The following is a 22176-nucleotide window of genomic DNA, read 5'->3' on the forward strand; positions in this document are numbered from 1 at the left end:
GTATCGGGGCGCGATGTGGCGATGTGCGTTTCGTATCGTCGGACTATCTGACCGGAGAAATCCTGCTTTCGGATGGCGGGTTGAATCTCACTTGATGCGCTTGAAACTGCGCTCGAAACCGCGCTTGAAACGCCATCCGGGCGGAGGAAATCGAAGCAAGCCGCTTCAATCAGACAGTTTGCGCATTTGCGCGTAAAGATCGGCCTTGCCTTCGAAGCCGATGCCCGGCAGATCCGGCATCGTGATAAAGCCGTTATCGACTTTCACGCCATCGGGGAAGCCGCCATACGGCTGGAACAGATCCGGGTAGGATTCGTTGCCGCCCAGGCCCAGACCGGCGGCGATATTCAGCGACATCTGATGCCCGCCGTGCGGAATGCAGCGGCTCGGCGACCAGCCATGCTGGCGCAGCATATCGAGCGTGCGCAGATACTCGACCAGACCGTAGCTCAGCGCGCAATCGAATTGCAGCCAGTCGCGGTCAGCGCGCATGCCGCCATAGCGGATCAGGTTGCGGGCATCCTGCATCGAAAACAGGTTTTCGCCCGTTGCCATCGGCTTATCGTAGTAGTTGCGCAGCGTTGCCTGCAGTTCGTAGTCGAGCGGATCGCCCGCCTCCTCGTACCAGAAAAGATCGTATTGCGAGAGCGCTTTCGCGTACTGGATCGCGGTATCCAGATCGAAACGGCCATTCGCGTCCACGGCCAGTTTCTGGCCATCGCCCAGCACGCTGAGAATCGAATCGATACGGCGCAGATCTTCGTCGAGCGACGCGCCGCCGATCTTCTTCTTCACGACCGTATAGCCACGGTCGATATAGCTGCGCATTTCGTCCTTCAGCTTGTCGTGGTCCTGGCCCGGGTAGTAATAACCGCCCGCCGCGTAGACGAAGATCTTGCGCTGCGGCTGGCCGTTGCCGTAACGATCGGCGAGCAGTTGAAAAAGCGGCTTGCCTTCGATCTTCGCCACCGCGTCCCACACCGCCATATCGATCGTACCGATCGCAACCGAACGCTCGCCGTGACCGCCGGGCTTTTCGTTGGTGAACATCGTCGCCCAGATCTTGTGCGGGTCGAGATTGTCGCCGGCATCGTTCACCAGCGCAGCGGGATCGGCTTCGAGAATGCGCGGAATAAAGCGCTCGCGCATCAACTTGCCCTGCCCATAACGGCCATTCGAATTGAAGCCGTAGCCCACCACCGGCTTGCCGTCGCGCATCACATCGGTGATCACGGCAACGAGGCTCAGCGTCATCTTGCTGAAGTCGATATAGGCGTTGCGAATCGGCGAACTGATCGGAACGGTTATTTCGCGAATCTCGACGATTTTCATGGTGCTGTCTCCTGGACTGACGCGGCTGCAATGGGACGTAGCATAGCCGCCGCAGACCGCCCTATACTTCACCTAAATTCATTTCATTTTTTACCAAAAGTGAGAACTGATTCCACTTCCGATTTCGAGTTTTTCGTGCAACTGGCGAAGCTCAAAAGCCTGTCCGGCGCTGCGCGATCGATCGGCATCACACCGCCCGCGGCGACCAAACGGCTGGGCATTCTGGAAGAACGCTTCGGCACGCGGCTCGTGAACCGCACGACCCGCAGCGTGAGCCTGACGCCCGAAGGCGAGACCTTCGCGCGCTACGCCGCGCAGATCCTCGAACAGGTGCGGGAGATGGAAGACGCCATCTCAGGCTCGGCCGCCGATCCGCGTGGCCGCCTGCGTATCAACGCGACGCTGGGTTTCGGGCGCACCACCATTGCGCCGCTGGTATCGGAATTCGCCAGGCGTTATCCGCACGTGGAAATCCAGTTCGTCGTGACGGATCGCCCGGTCGATCTGGTCGACGGCGCGTTCGACATGGCGATCCGCTTCGGCGAATTGCCGGACCAGCGTTTGCGCGCGCGGCGTCTGATGAGCAACCGGCGCTTTCTGTGCGCGTCGCCGAAGTATCTGGAACGGCATGGCGTGCCGCAGCGCAAGGAAGATCTGCTCGCGCATCGCTGCATCATTCACACGCAAAACGACGACGCCTTCGGCGTGTGGCAATTCATGCAGGACGATCATCTGGAGGCGCTGAAGGTGAGCGGCGCGCTCTCCAGCAACGATGGCGATATCGTGCTGCGCTGGGCGCTGGACGGCCACGGCATTCTGATCCGTTCGGAGTGGGATCTGGCCAAGTACATTCAAAGCGGCAGGCTCAAGCTCGTGCTGCCCGATGTGGTGCTACCCTCGGCGGACCTGTTCGTCTACTACCCCGGCCAACGTAACGAATCCACCCGCGCCCGCGCGTTTATCGACTTTCTCGTCAAGCATTTCGAGGCGCCGTTCGTGCCGGTCGAACTCGGCAAAACGGTTGCGGGACGCAGGAAAACACCCAGAAAATGACCCGCGGCACACGCCCGGCGCGCGCCCAGCGAATTCATACTTTTTTCGTCTTAAATACAAAATTTACCGGAGTCGATTAAAATAAATCATGCTCGAAACTGAGCGCGATACCAATGCCGATACCGAGCCAACTGGCCTGCCGGATCGCTAGCAACCCGTTATTCGAACACATGGCCAGCAAGACACTCCTGCGCCTCATGGAAGGCGTCCCGCGCGGGCAACCGCTCGACCCGCAAATGCTGCGCGACTGCGGCGTGAGCGCCCAGCAAACCACTTATTTCGTCAGCGCCGGCTGGCTGCAACGGCTCTCCAAGGGCGCCTATCTGCTCGCGGGCGATTCGCCCACGCGCGCCGGCATTCTTGCGTATCTGAGCCATCACGCGAATGGCCTGCATGTCGGCGGCAAGACCGCGCTCGACTGGCAAGGCGGCCGCCTGAGCATCGACGCGCATACGCGTTTCTCGCTCTGGGCGCGGCGTCCGTATGCGATGCCCGACTGGGCCGATCTCCACTTGCCGCACACGCTGCAGACCACCCAACTCTTCGACGACGCCCTGCCCAGCAACACCTCGCTAGCCGCGCTGCCCAACCTCGATCCGTCGATTCTCGTTTCGCGGCCCGAGCGCGCGCTGCTCGAACTCGCGAGCGATATCGGCAAGCGTGGCGGCAAGGGGCAAGCGCTCGACGAAGCGATCGCCATGGCGGCCACGCTGCCCGATCTGCGGCCGAAGGTGCTCGACCGTCTGTTGTCGCATTGCACGCGCGTGAAAGTGGTCAAGCTCGTGCGCGACCTGGGCGCGGCGAGCGGTCATGCGTGGGGCGAAGATCTCCAGCGTCATGTGGACCGCTTAGGCCCGGGCAAGCGCTGGACGAGCAGCCGGAAAGGCGTGCCCGCGCTGAACCTCAAGGCCTAGCCTCGAATTCCCCGAATGCCGATACCTGGCATCGCTAACGAATGACACAACGCGGCGCGCGGCGCTAGATCAGCCATTGCCGCCATGAAACAGCGTCAGCCGGTTCATCACCGATGTCACGCCCTGCACCGAACGCGTCACGTCCTCGGCCTGACGGATCTGGTCGCCGTTGCGCACCGTGCCGCTCAAGGTCACCGCGCCGTCGCGCGCGCGCACGAATACGCCTGATACGTCGAAGCCGGAGGTCTTGCCCAGCGCACGCCGCACCGCACGGGCGAGCGCGCGATCGGCCTTGGTCGCGTGGCCCGAATGCGCGGGCGCGGCGCCTGCCGCGGGCGGCATCGACGCCATGGGCGTCATCGGCATCGTCGCTCCGCTGGCGGGCATGGAATCGGTCTGGGCATAGGCCGCCGCCGCGAACAGCGCGAGGGTCAGGCTCGAAACGACGCGCAACGTTACCGTCTTCATGATGGTCTCCAAAGGGGAATCTGCGTGAATGCGGGTCCGCATGGATCGCAAATACGTACCGTACGCCGAATCGGATGCACGCCTGGCCAGCATGGCCGCACGCCCTTTGCAGCCTCCTTGTGCAGCGCAAAATCAAAACTTCAGACGCCGGACGCCGACGGGCGTAGTATTCCCTGCGATACAACGCAGCCGCCTCATTACGCTTCACTCCCTGTCGCGCCTAACCCCTGTTCACGATTTGCGAGGAGCACGCCCATGAACCACGCAGAGCTGCAGTACCTCACCACGGACTACCCGTACCGCAAGCAATACGACAATTTCATTGGTGGACAGTGGGTCAAGCCGGCCGGCAACGAATACTTCGACAATATTTCGCCGATCACCGGCGAGCCGTTCACCTCGATTCCGCGTTCGCGCGAAGCCGATATCGAACTCGCGCTCGATGCAGCGCACAAGGCGAAGGACGCGTGGGGCCGCACCGCGCCCGCCGACCGCGCGACGCTGCTCGGCAAGATCGCCGATCGCATGGAAGCCAATCTCATGCGTCTGGCCGTGGCCGAAACCATCGACAACGGCAAGCCGCTGCGCGAAAGCTGCGCCGCCGACATTCCACTCGCCATCGATCATTTCCGCTATTTCGCCAGCGCGATCCGCGCACAGGAAGGCGCGATTTCGCAGATCGACAACGACACGGTGGCCTATCACTTTCACGAACCGCTTGGCGTGGTCGGCCAGATCATTCCGTGGAATTTCCCGATCCTGATGGCCACCTGGAAGCTCGCGCCCGCGCTCGCGGCCGGCAACTGCGTGGTGCTCAAACCCGCCGAGCAGACGCCCGCTTCCATCCTCGTGCTGATGGAATTGATTCAGGATCTGCTGCCGCCGGGCGTGATCAATGTGGTCAACGGCTTCGGGCTGGAAGCGGGCAAGCCGCTCGCCTCGAACAAACGCATCGCCAAAATTGCGTTCACCGGCGAAACCACCACGGGCCGCCTGATCATGCAGTACGCGAGCCAGAACCTGATTCCCGTGACACTTGAACTGGGCGGCAAAAGCCCGAACATCTTTTTCGCCGATGTCATGGATCATGACGACAGCTTCTTCGACAAGGCGCTCGAAGGCTTCACCATGTTCGCGCTCAATCAGGGCGAAGTCTGTACCTGCCCCTCGCGCGCGCTGATCGACGAAAAGATCTACGACCGCTTCATGGAGCGCGCGCTCAAACGCGTCGAGGCGATCCAGCAAGGTCATCCGCTCGATACGAAGACGATGATCGGCGCGCAGGCTTCGCAGGAGCAACTGGAAAAGATTCTCTCCTATCTCGATCTGGGCAAGCAGGAAGGCGCGCAATGCCTCACGGGCGGCGGACGCAATGCACTCGGCGGCGAGCTTAAAAATGGTTATTACGTACAGCCAACTGTTTTTAAAGGCCACAACAAGATGCGCATTTTCCAGGAGGAAATCTTCGGCCCGGTGGTGTCCGTGACGACGTTCAAAAACGAGGAAGAAGCGCTGCAGATCGCCAACGATACGCTGTATGGTCTGGGCGCAGGCATCTGGACGCGCGACGGCACGCGCGCCTACCGCTTCGGCCGCTCGATCCAGGCCGGGCGCGTGTGGACCAACTGCTATCACGCCTATCCCGCACACGCGGCATTTGGCGGCTACAAGCAGTCGGGCATCGGGCGCGAAACGCACAAGATGATGCTCGACCATTACCAGCAGACCAAGAATCTGCTCGTAAGCTATAGCGACAAGCCGCTCGGCTTCTTCTAGGCAGCAGGACACGAACTCGCGCGCCTCGCCATCCGGCGAGGCGCGTTCGTTTCCAGCGGGAAAAAGCAGGCAAATCAGGGATTGCAGAAATATCGAAAGGAGTGCCGATTATGCCGGACGAAGTGCTACGCGTCGTCGCAACGCCCGCGGCCGTTGCGTTGATCGGGAAACTCGTGGCCGAACATGGCGCGGTGCTGTTTCATCAGTCGGGCGGATGTTGCGACGGCAGCGCGCCGATGTGCTTTCCCATCGGCGAATTCATGGTGGGCGGCGCGGATGTGAAACTCGGCGAGATCGCCGGCGTGCCGTTCTACATGAGCGAATCGCAATTCGAATACTGGCAGCACACGCAACTGATCATCGACGCGGTGCCGGGCAACGGCGGCATGTTCTCTCTCGAACGCCCGACCGGTTTGCGCTTTCTCACGCGCTCGCGCCTTTATGACGACGCGGAAAACGCCTGGCTGGCGCAACATCCGGTCGAGCGCGCGACGAGCTGATCGTTCCTGCCCGCCGCGCCCTGCCTTAGAACCGCCACGCCAGACGCCCGCCGATCGCGTTGTCGTGCGAGCCGCCGCCATATTGCCCGCTATACGCGATGCCCAGCGAAAGATTCTTCGCCAGATTCGCATCGACGCCTAGTTCCACCACCGCCGTATCGCGCGCGATCGGCACGCCCGCCACCGAGAACGACGACCCGCCATCGACAAACGCGAGCGTCGAGGCCGGTTGCGTATTGCCGAACGCGTGCCGCCAGCCCGCCATCGCGTGTGCGCTGATGCTGGCGAGCGGCAGTTCGCCCAGACGCGTCGCAATGCGCAAACCCAGCGTGGAATAGCCAATGTTTTCCGTATCGCCCTGATTGCGCAACGCGCTCGAGCCGCCGCTTTCCGTGAAGCCATCGGTGTGCAGATTCACGTAGGCGAGACCCGCGAACGGTTCCAGCGCGAAGCGGTTGAACGGCACCGCGTAGCCCACTTCGCCGAACACCTGCGCGGCCTTGGCGTCGTAGTTGGCGCTGTCGTGGTCGCTATAGCCGGTGAAGGCCGGGTAGCGGTCCTCGCTCACATCGTTCCAGGTGTAGGACGCGCCCAGCCGCACGCCAATCGGCCCGTACTGCGCGCCGCCATAGAGCGCGACGTGGTACGTGTCCACCGCAGCCGTCGAATTCAGGCCGTTTTCCAGCGAGCTATGCGCGAAACCGCCCGCCGCGCCCACGCGCCAATGGTCGGACAACGCCATGTCCGCACCGCCGATCACGCCAGCCGATGTGCGATCGAGTCCCGCCGAATTGTCGTTGCCCGCCAGCCGGCTATCCGCGCCGTAGCCCTGCGCCCAGACCACGGGCTGATACGGCCGCCGATCGACGCACGCCCCCGACGAACCGCCGCGCGAAGCGTCCGACTCGCTCGCGGACATCGCGCCCTGCCCCATGCGCTGATCGCACAGCGCCGGGCCGCCTGCGAGCGCGGAAAGCGGCCCGCTGGTGGGCGCGAGACCCTGGCGCAGGCGGTCGGTCACCGCATCGCGCAGATAACGCGTATCGAGCAGGAACACGGTCTTTGCATCGGCGATCAACTGGCCGTTCACCATGTCGAAGGCCTGGCGCGCCGTCGCCACATCGCCCGAGACGACCGCCGAGAGCAGCGGTGCCGTCGACGGCATGCTCGCCAGCGCCCCCGCCACGCTCGACTGGTTCGGCGAAGTCGCCGCCGATGCCAGCGCCGCGCCGTTGGGCGTGAAGCTCACATAGACGCTGTTCGGGCTGTAGCCGAGCGTCGGCGTGAGGAACGGCAGGTTCGAGTTGACGCTCGTGAAAGTGCCGCTCACGCCGCTCGCGGCCGTGACGATCGGATATTGCGTCGATGGCGTGTAGACGCCGCTTCCCGCCACCACGCTCACCGTGCCGCCGCCGATGCTCACCGTGCCGCCCGCCGCCACCGAACCGCTCTGCTGCGGCGTGGTCGCGACCTGCAGCGTCGAGCCCGGCTGGAACGTGACGTTGCCGCTCACGTTGAGGCTCGCGCCCGGCGTGCTGGCCGCCGCCGTGCCGCCGTTCTGCACGATCAGGCCGCCGACCGTGCCGGTGCCCGTGAGCGTGCCGCCCGACTGCACGGTGACCGTCGAATTCGCCGCCGATCCGCTCACCGCCAGCGTGCCGCCCGTGATGGCGGTCGGGCCGCTGTAGCTGTTGACGCCCGAGAGCGTGAGCGTCGAACCCGCGCCCGCCTTGGTGAGCGAGCCCGCGCCCGCCAGCGTGCCGCCGAAGCTGCCGCCGCCGTTCACGGTCAAGCCCGAGTTGCCCAGATCGAGCGTCGATCCCGCCGCGCCGTCGAGCGAGCCGAGCGACACCGCAAGCGGCGCGCCGCCCGTCACGCCCAGCGCCAGCGTGCCGCCGTTCATCGTTAGCCCGCCGGTGCCGAGCGCGGTATTCGAGCCGATCGTGAGCGTGCCCGCGTTAACCGTCGTGCCGCCTGCGTAGCTGTTGTCGCCCGTGAGCGTAAGACCGGCCGCGCCGTTCTTGACGATGCCGCCGGTGCCGGACACCACGCCGGAGAGCACGGTATCGGCGCTGCCGCCAATGGTTGCGCCAGCATCGAGATTGACGGCGTTGGCGAGATTGACCGCCGTGGCGGCGTCCAGCGTCGCCGGCGCCGCGAACGTGAGCGCGCCGGTGCCCAGCGCCGCATCGTTGCCGGCGATCAGCGTGCCACCCGAAAGCGTGGTGCCGCCGCTATACGTGTTCGCGCCGCTGAGCGTCTGCGTGCCCGCGCCCGCTTTGACCAACCCGCCGCTGCCCGCGATCGTGCCGCCATAGCTGCCGTCCGAGCCGCCGCCGAGCGTAAGCGTGCTGCCGCCCAGCGCGACGTTGCTGCCCGTCACGCCCGAGAGCGAGCCGACCGTCGGCGTGGCGCCGGTGGCCGCGCCGCTCACGTCGAGCGTCGTGCCCGCATTGGCGAGGTTCACGTTGGTCGACGCGGACAGCGTGCCGTTGCCCGCCAGCGCGAGCGTGCCGGCATCGACGGTGGTCGCGCCGGTATAGCTGCTCGCGCCTGTGAGCGTCTGCGTGCCGCTGCCCGCCTTGACGATGCCGCCCGTGCCCGCGATCGTGCCGCCATAGCTGCCGTCGCCTGCATTGCCGAGCGTCAGCGTGGTGCCGCCCAGCGCGACCGTGCTGCCACCCACGCCATCGAGCACGCCGATGGTCGGCGTGCCGGTGGCCGCGCTCACATCGAGCGCCGTACCTCCATTGGCGAGGTTCACATCGCTCGATGCCGAAAGCGTGCCGTTGCCCGCCAGCGCAAGCGTGCCGCCGTTCACCTGGGTCGCGCCCGTGTAGGTGTTCGCGCCGCCGAGCGTGAGCGTGGCCGCGCCGTCCTTGGTCAGCCCGCCCGTGCCCGACACCGTGCCGTCGAGCGTGAGCGCGTTGGAGCCCGCCACGCTCAGCGTGTTGCCCAGCGCGACATCGTTGCCGAGCGTGGTCGCCGTGGTGCTGTCGAGCGTGGCCGCGCCGCTCACGTTCAGCGCGCCGCTGCCGAGCGCCGCGTCGTTGCCCACGGCGAGCGTGCCCGCGGCAAGCGTCGTGCCGCCCGAGAAGGTGTTCGCGCCCGTGAGCGTTTCGGTGCCGCTGCCCGCCTTGACGATGCCGCCCGTGCCGCCAATCGTGCCCGCGAAGGTCTCGCTGCCTGCATCGCCGAAAGTCAGCGTGTTGCCGCCCAGCGCGACCGTGCTGCCGCCTACGCCGCTCAACGCTCCGATGGTCTGCGCCGCGCCCGCACCGCTGATGTCGAAGCTCGTGCCCGCATTGGCGAGATTCACGCCGCCCGTGGCCGCGAGCGAGCCGCCTGCGCCAATCGCGAGCGTGCCGGCATCGACAGTCGTGCCGCCGGTGAAGGTATTCGCGCCCGTGAGCGTTTCCGTGCCCGCGCCATCCTTGACGATGCCGCCCGTGCCCGCAATCGTGCCGCCGAAGGTCTCGCTGCCGCCATCGCCGAACGTCAGCGTATTGCCGCCCAGCGCGACCGTGCTGCCGCCCACGCCGCTCAACGCCCCGATGGTCTGCGCGCCGCTCGCGCCGCCGATATCGAAGGTCGTGCCGCTATTGGCGAGATCGAGCGCGCCCGTGGCCGCCAGCGAGCCGCCCGCGCCGATGGCGAGCGTGCCCGCGTCGATGGTCGTGCCGCCCGTGTAGGTATTGCTGCCCGTGAGCGTTTCCGTGCCGCTGCCGATCTTGGTCAGGCTGCCCGTGCCGCCGATCGAGCCGGTATAGGTGCCGTCCGTCGCGCTGCCCAGCGTCAGATCGTTGCCGCCGAGATTGACCGTGCCGCCGCCGATCAGCGTGCCGAACTGCTGCTGGCCGTTGCCGGCGGAAAGATCGAAGGTCGCGCCATCGGCGACATCGACGATGCCGGTCGATGCCAGGCTCGCGTTCGCGCCCAGCGCCAGCGTGCCGTCGTTGATCAGCGTGCCGCCCGTGTAGGTGTTGGTGCCGTTGAGCGTGAGCGTGGCCGCGCCGTCCTTGGTCAGCCCGCCCGCGCCGGACAGCGCGCCGTCGAGCGTGAGATCGTTGCTGCCCAGCACCGTGAGGCCGCTGTTGAGCACGAAGTCGTTGCCGAGCGTGGTCGCCGTGGTGCTGTCGAGCGTCGAGTCGCCGTTTACCGTCACCGCGCCCGTGCCCAGCGCCGCGTTGTTGCCCACCACGAGGCCGCCCGCGTCGAGCGTCGTGCCGCCGCTATAGGTGTTCGCGCCCGTGAGCGTCTGCGTGCCGCTGCCCGTCTTGACGATGCCGCCCGTGCCGCTGATCGTGCCGTCGAAACTCTGGTTGCTGGCGTCGCCGAACGTCAGCGTGTTGCCGCCCAGCGCGACCGTGCTGCCGCCCGCGCCGCTCAGAGCGCCGATGGTCTGCGCGCCGCTTGCGCCGCTGATGTCGAAGCCTGTGCCCGCATTGGCGAGATTGACGCCGCCCGTGGCCGCCAGCGAGCCGCCCGCGCCAATCGCCAGCGTGCCGGCATCGACAGTCGTGCCGCCCGTGTAGGTGTTCGCGCCCGTGAGCGTTTGGGTGCCCGCGCCCGCTTTGACGATGCCGCCCGTACCGCCGATGGCGCCTGCGAATGCGCCATCGTTCGCACTGCCGAGCGTGAGCGTCGTGCCGCCCAGCGCGACCGTGCTGCCGCTCACGCCGTTGAGCGCGCCGATCGACGTTGCTCCGCTTGAGCCACTCACGTCGAGCGTGGTGCCCGCACCGGCGAGCGTGACGTCGCTCGTGGAAAGCGAGCCATTGCCCGCCAGCGCGAGCGTGCCGTCATCGACAGTGGTAGTGCCGGTGAGCGTGTTCGCGCCCGTGAGCGTTTCGGTGCCGCTGCCCGCCTTGACGATGCTGCCCGTGCCGCCAATCGTGCCACCGAAGGTCTCGCTGCCCGCATCGCCGAAAGTCAGCGTGTTGCCGCCCAGCGCGACCGTGCTGCCGCCTACGCCGCTCAACGCCCCGATGGTCTGCGCGCCGCTCGCCCCGCTGATGTCGAAGGTCGTGCCTGCATTGGCGAGATTCACGCCGCCCGTGGCCGCGAGCGAGCCGCCCGCGCCAATCGCGAGCGTGCCTGCGTCGATGGTCGTGCCGCCCGTGAAGGTATTCGCGCCCGTGAGCGTTTCGGTACCCGCGCCATCCTTGACGATGCCGCCCGTGCCCGCCAGCGTGCCGCCGAACGTTGCGTCGCCCGCATCGCCGAAAGTCAGCGTATTTGCGCCCAGCGTCACCGTGCTGCCGCCCACGCCGCTCAACGCCCCGATGGTCTGCGCGCCGCTCGCCCCGCTGATATCGAAGCCCGTGCCGCTATTGGCCAGATCGACCGCGCCCGATGCCGCCAGCGAGCCGCCCGCGCCCAGCGCGAGCGTGCCCGCATCGATGGTCGTGCCGCCCGTGAAGGTGTTCGCGCCCGTGAGCGTTTCCGTGCCGCTGCCGATCTTGGTCAGACTGCCGCTGCCGCCGATCGCGCCGCTGAAGGTGCCGTCCGCCGCGCTGCCCAGCGTGAGATTGTTCACGCCCAGCAGCACCGTGCCGCCGCCCGTGAGCGTGCCGAACTGCTGCTGGCCGTTGCCCGCCGACAGATCGAAGACCGCGCCGGTAGCGACATCGACGATACCGGTCGATGCCAGGCTCGCGTTCGCGCCGAGTGCGAGCGTGCCCGTGTTGATCTGCGTGCCGCCGATGTAAGTGTTGGCGCCGTTGAGCGTGAGCGTGGCCGCGCCGTTCTTCGTCAGACTGCCGGTGCCCGCGAGGACGCCGTTGAGCGTCACATCGTTACTGCCAGCGACCGTCAATCCGCTACTGAGGATGAAGTCGTTCGCGAGCGCCACCGCCGTAGAACTGTCGAGCGTCGCCGCGCCATTCACCGTGACCGCGCCGGTGCCCAGCGCCGCGTTGTTGCCCACAACGATCGTGCCCGCATCGAGCGTCGTGCCACCCGTGTAGGTGTTGGCGTTGTTGAGCGTGAGCGTGGCCGCGCCGTTCTTCGTCAGCCCGCCGCTGCCCGAAAGCACGCCGTCCAGCGTGAGATCGTTGCTGCCCGCCACGCTGAGGGCGCTGTTCAGGGCGACGTCGTTGGCGAGCGTCGTCGCGGCCGAACTGTCGAGCGTCGATGCGCCGTTCACGCTCAGCGCGCCGGTGCCCAGCGCCGCATCGTTGCCGACGACGATCGTGCCCGCGTCGAGCGTCGTGCCGCCCGTGTAGGTGTTCGCACCGTCGAGCGCGAGCGTGGCCGCGCCGTTCTTCGTCAGCCCGCCGCTGCCCGAAAGCACGCCGTCCAGCGTGAGGTCGTTGCTGCCCGCCACGCCCAGCCCGCTATTCAGGACGACATCGTTGGCCAGCTTGGTGGCGGCCGTACTGTCGAGCGTCGATACCCCGTTCACGCTCAGCGCGCCCGTGCCCAGCGCCGCATCGTTGCCGACGATCAGCCCGCCCGCGTTGAGCGTCGTGCCGCCGCTGAAGGTGTTCGCGCCTGTGAGCGTTTGCGTGCCCGTGCCGTTCTTGACGATGCCGCCCGCGCCCTGCAGCACGCCGCCGAAAGTGGCGTTGCCCGCATCGCCGAGAGCCAGCGTGTTGCCGCCGAGCGTCACCGTGCTGCCGCTCACGCCGCTCAACGCCCCGATGGTCTGCGCCGCGCCCGCATTGCCGATATCGAAGCCCGCGCCGCTATTGGCAAGATTCACGCCGCCCGTGGCCGCGAGCGAACCGCCCGCGCCGATGGCGAGCGTCCCCGCATCGATGGTCGTGCCGCCCGTGAAGGTGTTCGCGCCCGTGAGCGTCGCCGTGCCGCTGCCTTGCTTGACGATGCCGCCCGTGCCTTGCAATACGCCGCCGAAAGTCGCGTCGCCCGCATCGCCGAAACTCAGCGTATTCGCGCCCAGCGTCACCGCGCTGCCGCCCACGCCGCTCAGGCTGCCGATGGTCTGCGCAGCGCCCGCATTGCTGATGTCGAGCGTGGCACCCGCGTTGGCGAGATTCACCGCGCCGGTGCTCGTGAGCGAGCCGCCTGCGCCCAGCGCCAAGGTGCCCGCATCGACGGTCGTGCCGCCCGTGAAGGTATTCGCGTTCGTCAGCGTGAGCGTGGATGCGCCCGCCTTCGTCAGACTGCCCGCGCCGGAAAGCACGCCCGAGAGCGTCAGCGCGTTCGATCCCGCCACAGTCAGCGCGCTGTCGAGCACGATGCCGTTGGCGACGGTAATCGCGCTGCTATTGTCGAGCGATGCCGGGCCGCTCACCGTCAACACGCCCGTGCCCAGCGCCGACGCATTGCCCAGCACCAGCCCGCCCGCCGCGAGCGTCGTGCCGCCGCTAAAGGTATTCGCGCCCGTGAGCGTTTGCGTGCCGCTGCCCTGCTTGACGATGCCACCCGTGCCTTGCAGCACGCCGCCGAAGCTTGCGTTGCCCGCATCGCCGAAACTCAGCGTATTCGCGCCCAGCGCGACCGTGCTGCCCGCCACGCCGTTGAGCGCGCCGATGGTCTGCGCAGCGCCCGAGTTGGCGATGTCGAACGTTGCGCCCGCGTTGGCGAGATTCAGCGCGCCGGTGCTCGCGAGCGAGCCGCCCGCACCCAGCGCGAGCGTGCCCGCATTGACCGTCGTGCCGCCCGTGAAGGTATTCGCGTTCGTCAACGTGAGCGTAGATGCGCCCGACTTCGTCAGACTGCCCGCGCCGGAAAGCACGCCCGAGAGCGTCAACGCATTCGATCCCGCCACATTCAGCGCGCTGTCGAGCACGATGCCGTTGGCCACCGTGAGCGCGCTGCTGTTGTCGAGCGACGCCGGGCCGCCGACCGTCAGCACGCCCGTACCCAGCGCCGACGCATTGCCTAGCACCAGTCCGCCCGCATCGAGCGTCGTGCCGCCACTGTACGTGCTCGCGCCCGCCAGCGTCTGCGTGCCGCTGCCCTGTTTGACGATGCCGCCCGTGCCCGTGATCGCGCCCGCGAAGGTCTGATTCGTCGTATCGCCGAAAGTCAGCGAATTGCCGCCCAGCGCGAGCGTGCTGCCGCTCGCGCCGCTCAATGCGCCGATGGTCGCATTCGCGCCCGCTGCGCTGAGATCGAACGCCGCGCCGGCATTGGCGAGATTGAGCGCGCCCGTCGATGCCAGCGCGCCGCCTGCGCCCAAAGCGAGCGTGCCCGCGTTCACGGTCGTGCCGCCCGTGTAGGTGTTGATGCCCGTGAGCGTCTGCGTGCCGCTGCCCTGCTTGACGACGCCGCCCGCGCCCTGGATCACGCCCGCATAGGCGCTGTTCGCAGCGCTGCCGAGCGTCAGCGCATTGCCGCCCAGCGTGACCGTGCTGCCCGCCACGCCGTTGAGCGCGCCGATCGTCGCCGCGCCCGTCGCCGCGCTGATATCGAAGGCGCTGCCCGCATTGGCAAGATTGAGATTCGACGCCGCGCCCAGCGTGCCCGCGCCCGAAAGCGCCAGCGTGCCGGCATTGACCGTCGTGCCGCCGGTGAAACTGCTCGCACCGCTGAGCGTCTGCGTGCCGCTGCCCTGCTTGACGAGGCCGCCCGTGCCCGTGATCGCGCCCGCGAAGGTCTGGTTCGTCGCGTTGCCGAAGCTGAGCGTATTGGCGCCCAGCGCCACCGTGGTTCCCCCCACGCCCGCGAGCGCGCCGATCGTCTGGTTGCCCGCCGCGCCGATATTGAACGACGCGCCCGTGCCGCCCAGCGTCACGCCACCCGAGCTCGCCAGCGAGCCGCCCGCGCCCAGCGCCAGCGTGCCCGCGTTGATGGTCGTGCCGCCCGTGAAGGTGTTCGCGCCCGTGAGCGTTTGCGTGCCGCTGCCCTGCTTAACGAGCGCGCCCGTGCCGCCGATGCTGCCCGCAAAGGTCTGACTGGTGGCCGCGCCGAAAGTCAGCGCGTTCGCGCCCAGCGTGACGGCGCTTCCCGCCACGCCGGACAGCGCGCCGATGGTCTCTCCCGCGCCCGCATTGCCGATGTCGAATACCGCGCCGCTATTGGCGAGATTCACCGCGCCGGTTGCCGCCAGCGAGCCGCCCGCGCCCAGCGCCAGCGTCCCTGCGTTGACGGTCGTGCCGCCGGTATAACTGTTCGCACCACTGAGCGTCTGCGTGCCGCTACCCTGCTTGACGAGGCCGCCCGTTCCGCTGATTGCGCCCGCATACGTCTGGTTGGTCGCATCGCCGATCGTCAGCGCATTGGCGCCCAGCAAGACGCTCGACCCCGCCACGCCCGCAAGCTCGCCCACCGTGCGGGCGCCCGAGGCGCCGGCGATCGAAAAACTCGCGCCGCTCGCGCCGAGATTCACGGCGCCCGTCGATGCCAGCGCGCCATTGCCGGAGAGCGCGAGCGTGCCGCCGTTGATCGTCGTCGCGCCCGTATAGGTGTTCACGCCCGTGAGCGTCTGCGTGCCGCTGCCCTGCTTGACGAGGCCGCCCGTGCCGCTCGCCACGCCGCTGAAGGTCTGATTGGTGCTATCGCCGAAACTCAGCGTATGTGCGCCGAGCGTCACGCCACCCGCGCCCGACAGCGCGCCCACGGTCTGGTTCGCGCTCGCCGCGCCGATGTCGAACACCGCGCCCGACGCCACGTTGAGCGCGCCCGTCGATGCCAGCGCTCCGCCTGCGCCCAGCGCCAGCGTGCCCGCGCTGACGGTCGTGCCGCCCGTGTACGTGTTCAGGCCCGTGAGCGTCACGGTTGCCGCGCCGTTCTTCACGAGCGCGCCAGTTCCTGCGATCGCGCCCGACAGCGCCAGCGCGTTGCTGCCGCCGAGCGTCAGCGTGTTCGCGCCCAGATTCACGGCATTGCCGATCGACAGGCCCGCCGTGCTGGTATCGAGCGTGCCCGCCCCGCCGAGCGTCAACGCGCCGGTGCCCAGCGCGGCGTTATTGCCCGCGACGATCGAACCCGAGTTGAGCACCGTACCGCCGCTATAGGTGTTCGCGCCGCTGAGCGAAAGCGCGCCCGTGCCCGACTGCGTGAGCGCTCCGGTTCCCGAGATCACGCCCGACAACGTAAATGCATTGGACCCCGAAGCAATCAGCCCGCCCGTCCCCAGCGAAACCGCGTTCGTTATGTTCAGGCCCGCCACGCTGCTCTGCAGCGCGCCGCCGGTTGCCGTGATCGTGCCGGTGCCCAGCCCCTGGGCGTTATCGAGGATCGCCGTGGCGGCCGCGCCGAGCGTCGCATCGGCTGCACTCGACGCGCCGCTCAAGGTCCAGCTGCCGCTGTCGATGGCGAGGTGATTGAAGTTGATGTAGTTCGCCAGCGAGATCGCACCGGTGGCCGGACCGCCCGAACCCTGCTGCAGATGCAGCGTATTGTTGCCGCCCGCGCCGCCATCCACGTAACCGGCCTGCGCAAAGCCCAGCGAAAGCCCCGCAATGCCGAGCACATCGAGCGATGCGCCAGCGCCAGGCGTCACCGACGACCCCGTGAGCGCATTGAAGGTATTGGCGCTGCCCGCCCCCATCGACACACTGCCGATAATGCTGCCCGAGTTCGTGAACGTATTGCCGGTGCCCGCAGTCGATGAGGCCTGCAGACCCACGCGGCCGGTGATCGTGCCGCTGTTGGTGAAGTTGATCTGACTGCCGCCATACACGGCGACCGAGGTGCGATCGCCTGGCGCGATCGACACGCCGGCAATCGACGCCGAGCCCATCGTGCCGGTATTGGTGATATTGGTGACGCCGCCTGCGCCGTTCTGCACGGCCAGCGCGAGACCCGTGAGGCTGGCCACGTTGAGCGTGACGGCGCCCATCGTGCCGTTCATCGTGCCGCTATTGGTGATGTTGACGTTGCTGGCGCTGCTGTTGCCGACCACCGTGCCGCTCGACAGCACGCTCAGCACGCCGAGCAGCGAGGGATCGACGGTCCCGGCGTTGTTGAGCGTCACGTTGTTGCCCGTGAGCGAGAGCGCCGTGCCGCCTACGCCCAGCAGCACGCCCAGACTCGAACCCGCAGCGAGATTGACCGTAACGTTGTTCGCAGTACTGGAGAAACTGGGCGCAAGCGGATTGGCTGCGCCCGTGCAGGTCACCGTTACGCCGCTCGTCGAACACGTGGCATACGCGTTGCCGGTGGCAATCACACCCAATAAGAAGACGCCTGCCGCGACTGCATGAATCGCACCGTGTCCCGCCCCGCGATGCCCTCGCCTGCCCATCCCTGTCGATTCGCTCACGACATGTCCCCTCGGAGTTAGTCGAAACGCTTTAAATCGAGCTTCTTAAAATCGTCTGGGTGCTTCGCTTTTTGCTTCGCTTGTTGCTTCGATACTTGCTTGTGCGCGCTTTTTTTACGGATGAGTGCGGCCCGCCCGGTCATTGCGTGACAGGCCAGCAGAATGGGGATAACGGCGCTTCGTCTGGACAAGCGCCCTGCCCGTCATGCGCCGCTCAGGACCGAGGCGTGCGCGCGCCCGCGGCGCCAGCGCAGGCGCCGTCCGGAACACGGCGGGACGGGTCAATCGGAACGCAGGTCAGGCAGGATCTTCAGGGTGTTTCATGGAACACGCCTCCAGAAGCCGCTCTCGAAGAGCGGGTCAGTACATACAAACGGCTTTCGTCCTGAGCATAGACAATACTCCCCCGGTTTCAAGCTTTAAATCATGTTTTAAAACAATTTCTGCGCAATGCATGAAAGCCAGGTAATTCTGGCTATTCAATCTGACATACAGGTATTAATGACGCGATTTAAATTGCGCTTTATAGCGTCTTTAAATTGGCCGTTTCGGGCGATCGGGAATTAGATGCGCGATGGGTAATAGACGGGCATGGCCGTTGCGCAGGCAACGGCCCATGGAGGCAAGGCAGGGATGGGAATTGCGCCTGTAGCGCGCGAGGTGCGTCCCGCTGGGACTCAGGCCGCTGCGGGACCTGCCATCGGCATAAGAGGCTCGCCGGTGCATTCCACGCGGTTGCGGCCGCTGCGCTTGGCCTTGTAGAGCGCGGCATCGGCCAGCCCATAGGCGGTGTCGAAACTCGTGCCCATGACATTGGCGCTCACGCCGAAACTGCTCGTGATGCGGCGGTTGACCGGCGCCTCGAACACATGGTTTTCGATGGCCGCACGCATGGTGTCGGCCAGTTCCAGCGCTTCTTCGAGTTCGTAACCGGGCAACACCACGGTGAATTCCTCGCCGCCCACGCGCCCGATAATGCCCTTGCCGCCCACGATGCGCCGCAGACAATCGACGATACCGAGAATCACCGCATCGCCGGCCGGATGCCCATAGTCGTCGTTGACCTTCTTGAACTCGTCGATATCGAGCAGCACCATCACCGCGCAATCCACGCGCAATGCCTTGGTCGCGCGCTCGATCACGGCGCTGCGATTGAACACATCGGTCAATGCATCGTGTGTCGCGCGATATTGCAGTTGCTGGGTAAGCGTGTGCATTTCGCGCTCGGCGCGGTCGCTGCGGCCGATCAGGCGGCGCGTCTCGCGCATCAGGCGCTCGTAGTGGCCGATCAGGTCACCCAGCGCCTGGCGGTAACGCCCGGCATCCGCGTTGGCATCGGCACGAATCGCGCGCGCCTTTTCCAGCGCCTCGCTCTCGCTCTGAAACAGGTCCGGCGCGTCAGACGTCGATGCGTCCGCGGAAGAAGTCGTTACCACCATCGCTGTCCTTAAATCGCCACCGGGCAATCGGTGAATTTGATCGCGGTGAAATCGGTTTGCAGTTCTTCGCCGAACTCCTGGATCGTCTCGTCTTCTTCGTCGCGATACCAGTTGACCTGCACGCGGTTGCCCGCGGCAGCCGCACGATCGAGCGCATCGAAAATGCTGAACAACATCTTCGTGCTGGAGCTGTTGAAGTACGTGAGCGTCACGTCCACCGTAACGGCGGCGTCCACGCAATCGGCCAGCCAGGCACCCAGCTTTTCGATCACAGGCGCATAGAAAGCGGCGGCGTTTTCCGGGTACGACTCGCCACGCAGCGACAGCACGTTCTGATCGAACTGGAAGTCGATTTCCGGCGAGGTCGCCGTGGCGGGAATATGTAGGTTTTCCATGGCAGTGCGCGCAATCAGATGATGGTCTTCAGGCAAAACAGCGTGGTCGCGGGATCGTCGTCACGCGGGTGGAAGGCGAATTCGAGCGGAGCGCTCGCATCGCGCGCCATCGTCAGGAAGCCCATACCGGCGCCCTTGCTTTCGGCGGGCGTTTCGGCACGCAACGAATTCTTGTAGGCCTGCTTGATCTCATCGACCGACATGCTGCGCAACGGTTCGAGTTTTTCACGCAATTCGTCCACGGCATGCGTGGCGATCGGATTCACGCACACCATCAGATGACGTTCGCCATCGCTCGTGATGCACATGGCGCCTTCGCGAATGCCGCCCTGCGTTTGCTCCGCGGGCAGCGTTTCGGACGAGTAATGGACGATATTCTGCGAAAGCTCGATAAACGACGAAAAGAGCTTGCGGCGCGTGGGCCCGTTCACGCCCGCCACTTCGAGTTGAAGCTTCACGACTTCACTCATCGCCGCGACGATGTTTTGGGAGAAGTAGCCTTTGTGATAGAAAATCAGATTGCGCTTCTGCGCAAGCTCTAGAAAGGCGCTGTTCTGCTCCAGGAGTTCAGACATAAGTTTGATCAGCAATCTTAAACGCGTGCAAAAAATAAGGTGACATCGTCACGGCGCGATTGCGCGCCTTGCCATTCGGTCAATGCATCCGTGAGACGCGAGCAGATGGCCGAAGGCGTGAGCGCGCGATTCGCGAGAATCAGATCGAGCGAGCGGCGCTTGCCAAAGGCAATCTTGCGCGCGCCGCCAATCTGGTCGGTGAGGCCGTCCGTCGAAACGAACAGCAGGCTGTCTTCGGGCAACGCTACGGCGTGCAGCGGCCAGGCGTAATCCGCGAGGCTGTCGACGTAACCCACGCCCACACGCTCGCCGGCGATGGTTTCGAACTGCGCCGCGTCGGGGCGCAGCACATGCAGCGCGACGCGCGCGCCGGCAAACAGAAGCTGCTGCTGCGCGGCGTCGTACCAGAAGAACGCGGCGTCCAGCCCGTCGTTGGACTGCGGCGCATCGCCCGCGCCGTTGACCTGACCGAGCAGCCCTTTCACATTGCGATTGACGGCTGCGAGCAGCTTCGACGGATCACGCGGCCCCAGACGTTCGAGCGCCTGCGAAAGCGATGCCGAAGCCAGCAGCGTCATGAACGCACCGGGCACGCCATGGCCCGTGCAATCGGCCACGGCGCCAAACCAGCCGTCCGCGAACGAGGCGAAATGATAAAAGTCGCCGCCCACCACATCGCGCGGCTCCCAGACCAGTGCCGCATCGGGCAGCATGGTCGAAAGCGTTTCGCCCGACGCGCGCAGCATGGCCTGCTGGATCACGCTCGCATACTCGATGCTCTGCATGATCTGGCGATTCTTTTCCGCCTGCGTTTCGGCCACCGCGCCCAGCAGTTGCAGACCGTTGCCCACGCCCGCGAAACGCCCCTCGCGCGTGACGATAAAGCCGTCCACCAGCGCCTTTTCGCCGACCTCGACGGTCTTGAACGTGAGCGCCTCGATACTCATATCGGCATCGACGATCAGCGGCTCCTTGTCCATGAACGCGATACAGCTTTTCTTGTCGTAAAGCTCGCGATGGAAAGGCTTGCTCATCTGCGAAAGAAAGATATCGCGGTTGATGAGACCGATGGGACGATCGCCTTCGATGACAGCAACGCTGATGAGATCGCGGCGCGAGTAGAACACTTCCATCACGCGCGAATTGGAATCCGAGGCGTCGATGGCCGGCGCCGTCTGACACAGATCGCCGGCGCAACGTGGACCTCCGGTCGGACCGGAACGGTGAAATTGCGCAAGCGCTGGGTGCATGGCGAACTGATTCGTCAGAAGAGAAGATCAGCACGCTAAAGATTCTTTATGTCATTTTCGTTACATTGACATAATGATTCTCGAGCATCAATTCTTTAATTCAGCCTGGCGTTATTCCGTTGCGGCGACAACGTTTGCGGTGCGGGCTTTATTACGCAACAGGCGAGTAATGCGAAGTAATCATTGCGGGCTGCGCGGCACGGGCTCTTCGTTGGCGACTTCTTGCCAGAGTGCCTGAATCCAGTCTTTCAGCAGCAGCGATTCGGCCCAGCGGTCGGTCGTATCGTTGCCATCGCGGCCGATGATGGCGTAGGGTTTGGGGCCGAGTTCGCAGGTAAATGCCAGTGTATCGTTTGCGCCGGCGCGGCGGCGCCAGGATGCGAAACCATAGCGCCACCAGTCCATAAACAGATCGACCCACATGCGATGGGGCTCGAACGAAATTTCGATCTGCACTTGTTCGCGGCTGGCGACGCGACCGTGAAACGACCAGGAGTGGTCGAGAATGCGGTGCATCAGGGCGTGGTTTTCTTCGGAGACCGGCCAGGCGAATTCGCGGGCGACAAGGTAGTGGGAGATATCGGCCAGCAGTTTTAGATTGGGGCGTTCGTCGAGTAGATCCAGTGTGAAGAAGAGGTCGGTGGTCATGCGGTCGCGGTGCGTTTCTATATAGACCGGGATGTCGATCTGTTCGGCGAGGCGTTGCCAGCCGTCTAGCAGTTTTACGCACTCTTTTATTGTGCGCAGGCGGACGTCTGGCTGGATGTCTATGTGGTGGGCGCCGTAGGTTGTGGCGTTTTCAAGGATGGGTTTGAGGTCGTCGATTGTGCGGGGGAAGCATTGGGCTTCGGCGTGCAAGTTATAGGGGGCGCGGAGGTGGGCTAGTTTTTTGACGGACTCTTTATCTGTGTAGTGGGCGCTTATGCCGTCGAAGCCGGCCGATGCGATCATGCTTAAATTCTCCTCAAGCGTGCGTTCGTAGCCGTCCGTGTGGCGGCGTTCCATTGACCATAAGGATTGGAATGTCAGTAGTTTTTGGGGCATTTTTTTTGTCCTTTTGGGAGTTTCGGTTTTTTGGGTGTGTTTTATTGTGGTGTTGGCATTTCCTTGTGTTCGTGTCGGTCTATTAGCGTTGCCCCTGTGCGGGGCGGCACCTACTTTCTTTGCGGCGGTGTATGGACTTGAGACATAGGTAACAGGTGTGCGGGGACATGGGTAACACTTCGGACAAGTGAATCGTCTGGAGCCGGCCATGCCGTGGAACCCGAGAGACACCATGAATCTGCGTCTGGAATTTG

General features: G+C 65.4%; 12 protein-coding genes. 4 read left to right on the top strand and 8 right to left on the bottom strand.

What is annotated here, in order from left to right:
- Positions 1-165: 165 nt before the first annotated feature.
- Positions 166-1332: a mandelate racemase/muconate lactonizing enzyme family protein gene (locus G3N59_RS32910; RefSeq protein ID WP_205987008.1), complete on the bottom strand. Its 1167-nt coding sequence runs from the start codon at positions 1330-1332 to the stop codon at positions 166-168.
- Positions 1333-1431: 99 nt separating this feature from the next.
- Between G3N59_RS32910 and G3N59_RS32915 the strand changes: the two genes are divergently transcribed.
- Positions 1432-2385 (top strand): LysR family transcriptional regulator, encoded by a 954-nt coding sequence (locus tag G3N59_RS32915; RefSeq protein WP_205987009.1) that lies wholly within the window; start codon positions 1432-1434, stop codon positions 2383-2385.
- A gap of 170 nt (positions 2386-2555) precedes the next feature.
- A complete protein-coding gene (locus G3N59_RS32920) occupies positions 2556-3299 on the top strand; it encodes a type IV toxin-antitoxin system AbiEi family antitoxin domain-containing protein (protein ID WP_205987023.1) in 744 nt (247 codons plus the stop codon).
- A gap of 69 nt (positions 3300-3368) precedes the next feature.
- Here G3N59_RS32920 and G3N59_RS32925 read toward each other — a convergent pair whose 3' ends face one another.
- Entirely contained in the window at positions 3369-3767 is a 399-nt protein-coding gene (locus G3N59_RS32925; protein ID WP_205987010.1) for a BON domain-containing protein, read from the bottom strand.
- 255 nt (positions 3768-4022) lie between these two features.
- On the opposite strand from G3N59_RS32925, the gene adh reads away from it, so the two are divergent.
- Together adh and G3N59_RS32935 are read left to right on the top strand one after the other, a co-directional pair.
- Positions 4023-5543, top strand: coding sequence for an aldehyde dehydrogenase (gene adh / locus G3N59_RS32930; RefSeq protein WP_205987011.1), 1521 nt, complete (start codon positions 4023-4025; stop codon positions 5541-5543).
- Between the two features lie 110 nt (positions 5544-5653).
- Positions 5654-6043, top strand: a complete 390-nt coding sequence (locus G3N59_RS32935; RefSeq protein WP_205987012.1) for a DUF779 domain-containing protein — start codon at positions 5654-5656, stop codon at positions 6041-6043.
- 25 nt (positions 6044-6068) lie between these two features.
- Here G3N59_RS32935 and G3N59_RS32940 read toward each other — a convergent pair whose 3' ends face one another.
- The 6 genes from G3N59_RS32940 to G3N59_RS32965 all read right to left on the bottom strand — a co-directional run bounded on the left by G3N59_RS32940 (position 6069) and on the right by G3N59_RS32965 (position 21922).
- On the bottom strand, positions 6069-17126 hold the full coding sequence (locus tag G3N59_RS32940) for an autotransporter-associated beta strand repeat-containing protein (protein ID WP_346777975.1): 11058 nt from the start codon (positions 17124-17126) through the stop codon (positions 6069-6071).
- Between the two features lie 770 nt (positions 17127-17896).
- A complete protein-coding gene (locus G3N59_RS32945) occupies positions 17897-18658 on the bottom strand; it encodes a GGDEF domain-containing protein (protein WP_205987013.1) in 762 nt (253 codons plus the stop codon).
- Between the two features lie 8 nt (positions 18659-18666).
- Entirely contained in the window at positions 18667-19053 is a 387-nt protein-coding gene (locus tag G3N59_RS32950) for a DUF1987 domain-containing protein (RefSeq protein WP_205987014.1), read from the bottom strand.
- A 14-nt stretch (positions 19054-19067) separates the two neighbouring features.
- Complete coding sequence (locus G3N59_RS32955) at positions 19068-19628, bottom strand: SiaB family protein kinase (protein ID WP_205987015.1); 561 nt, start codon at positions 19626-19628, stop codon at positions 19068-19070.
- 17 nt (positions 19629-19645) lie between these two features.
- A complete protein-coding gene (locus G3N59_RS32960) occupies positions 19646-20878 on the bottom strand; it encodes a SpoIIE family protein phosphatase (protein WP_205987016.1) in 1233 nt (410 codons plus the stop codon).
- A 180-nt stretch (positions 20879-21058) separates the two neighbouring features.
- Positions 21059-21922, bottom strand: coding sequence for a sugar phosphate isomerase/epimerase (locus G3N59_RS32965; RefSeq protein ID WP_205987017.1), 864 nt, complete (start codon positions 21920-21922; stop codon positions 21059-21061).
- Positions 21923-22176 lie beyond the last annotated feature (254 nt).

The organism is Paraburkholderia sp. Ac-20340 (assembly GCF_017104965.1).
Lineage (GTDB): Bacteria > Pseudomonadota > Gammaproteobacteria > Burkholderiales > Burkholderiaceae > Paraburkholderia.

Coding starts and splice junctions, on each gene's coding strand:
- G3N59_RS32910 (WP_205987008.1), bottom strand. CDS start 1,332: ATGAAAATCGTCGAGATTCGCGAAATAACCGTTCCGATCAGTTCGCCG.
- G3N59_RS32920 (WP_205987023.1), top strand. CDS start 2,556: ATGGCCAGCAAGACACTCCTGCGCCTCATGGAAGGCGTCCCGCGCGGG.
- G3N59_RS32925 (WP_205987010.1), bottom strand. CDS start 3,767: ATGAAGACGGTAACGTTGCGCGTCGTTTCGAGCCTGACCCTCGCGCTG.
- adh (WP_205987011.1), top strand. CDS start 4,023: ATGAACCACGCAGAGCTGCAGTACCTCACCACGGACTACCCGTACCGC.
- G3N59_RS32935 (WP_205987012.1), top strand. CDS start 5,654: ATGCCGGACGAAGTGCTACGCGTCGTCGCAACGCCCGCGGCCGTTGCG.
- G3N59_RS32945 (WP_205987013.1), bottom strand. CDS start 18,658: ATGGTGGTAACGACTTCTTCCGCGGACGCATCGACGTCTGACGCGCCG.
- G3N59_RS32950 (WP_205987014.1), bottom strand. CDS start 19,053: ATGGAAAACCTACATATTCCCGCCACGGCGACCTCGCCGGAAATCGAC.
- G3N59_RS32955 (WP_205987015.1), bottom strand. CDS start 19,628: ATGTCTGAACTCCTGGAGCAGAACAGCGCCTTTCTAGAGCTTGCGCAG.
- G3N59_RS32960 (WP_205987016.1), bottom strand. CDS start 20,878: ATGCACCCAGCGCTTGCGCAATTTCACCGTTCCGGTCCGACCGGAGGT.
- G3N59_RS32965 (WP_205987017.1), bottom strand. CDS start 21,922: ATGCCCCAAAAACTACTGACATTCCAATCCTTATGGTCAATGGAACGC.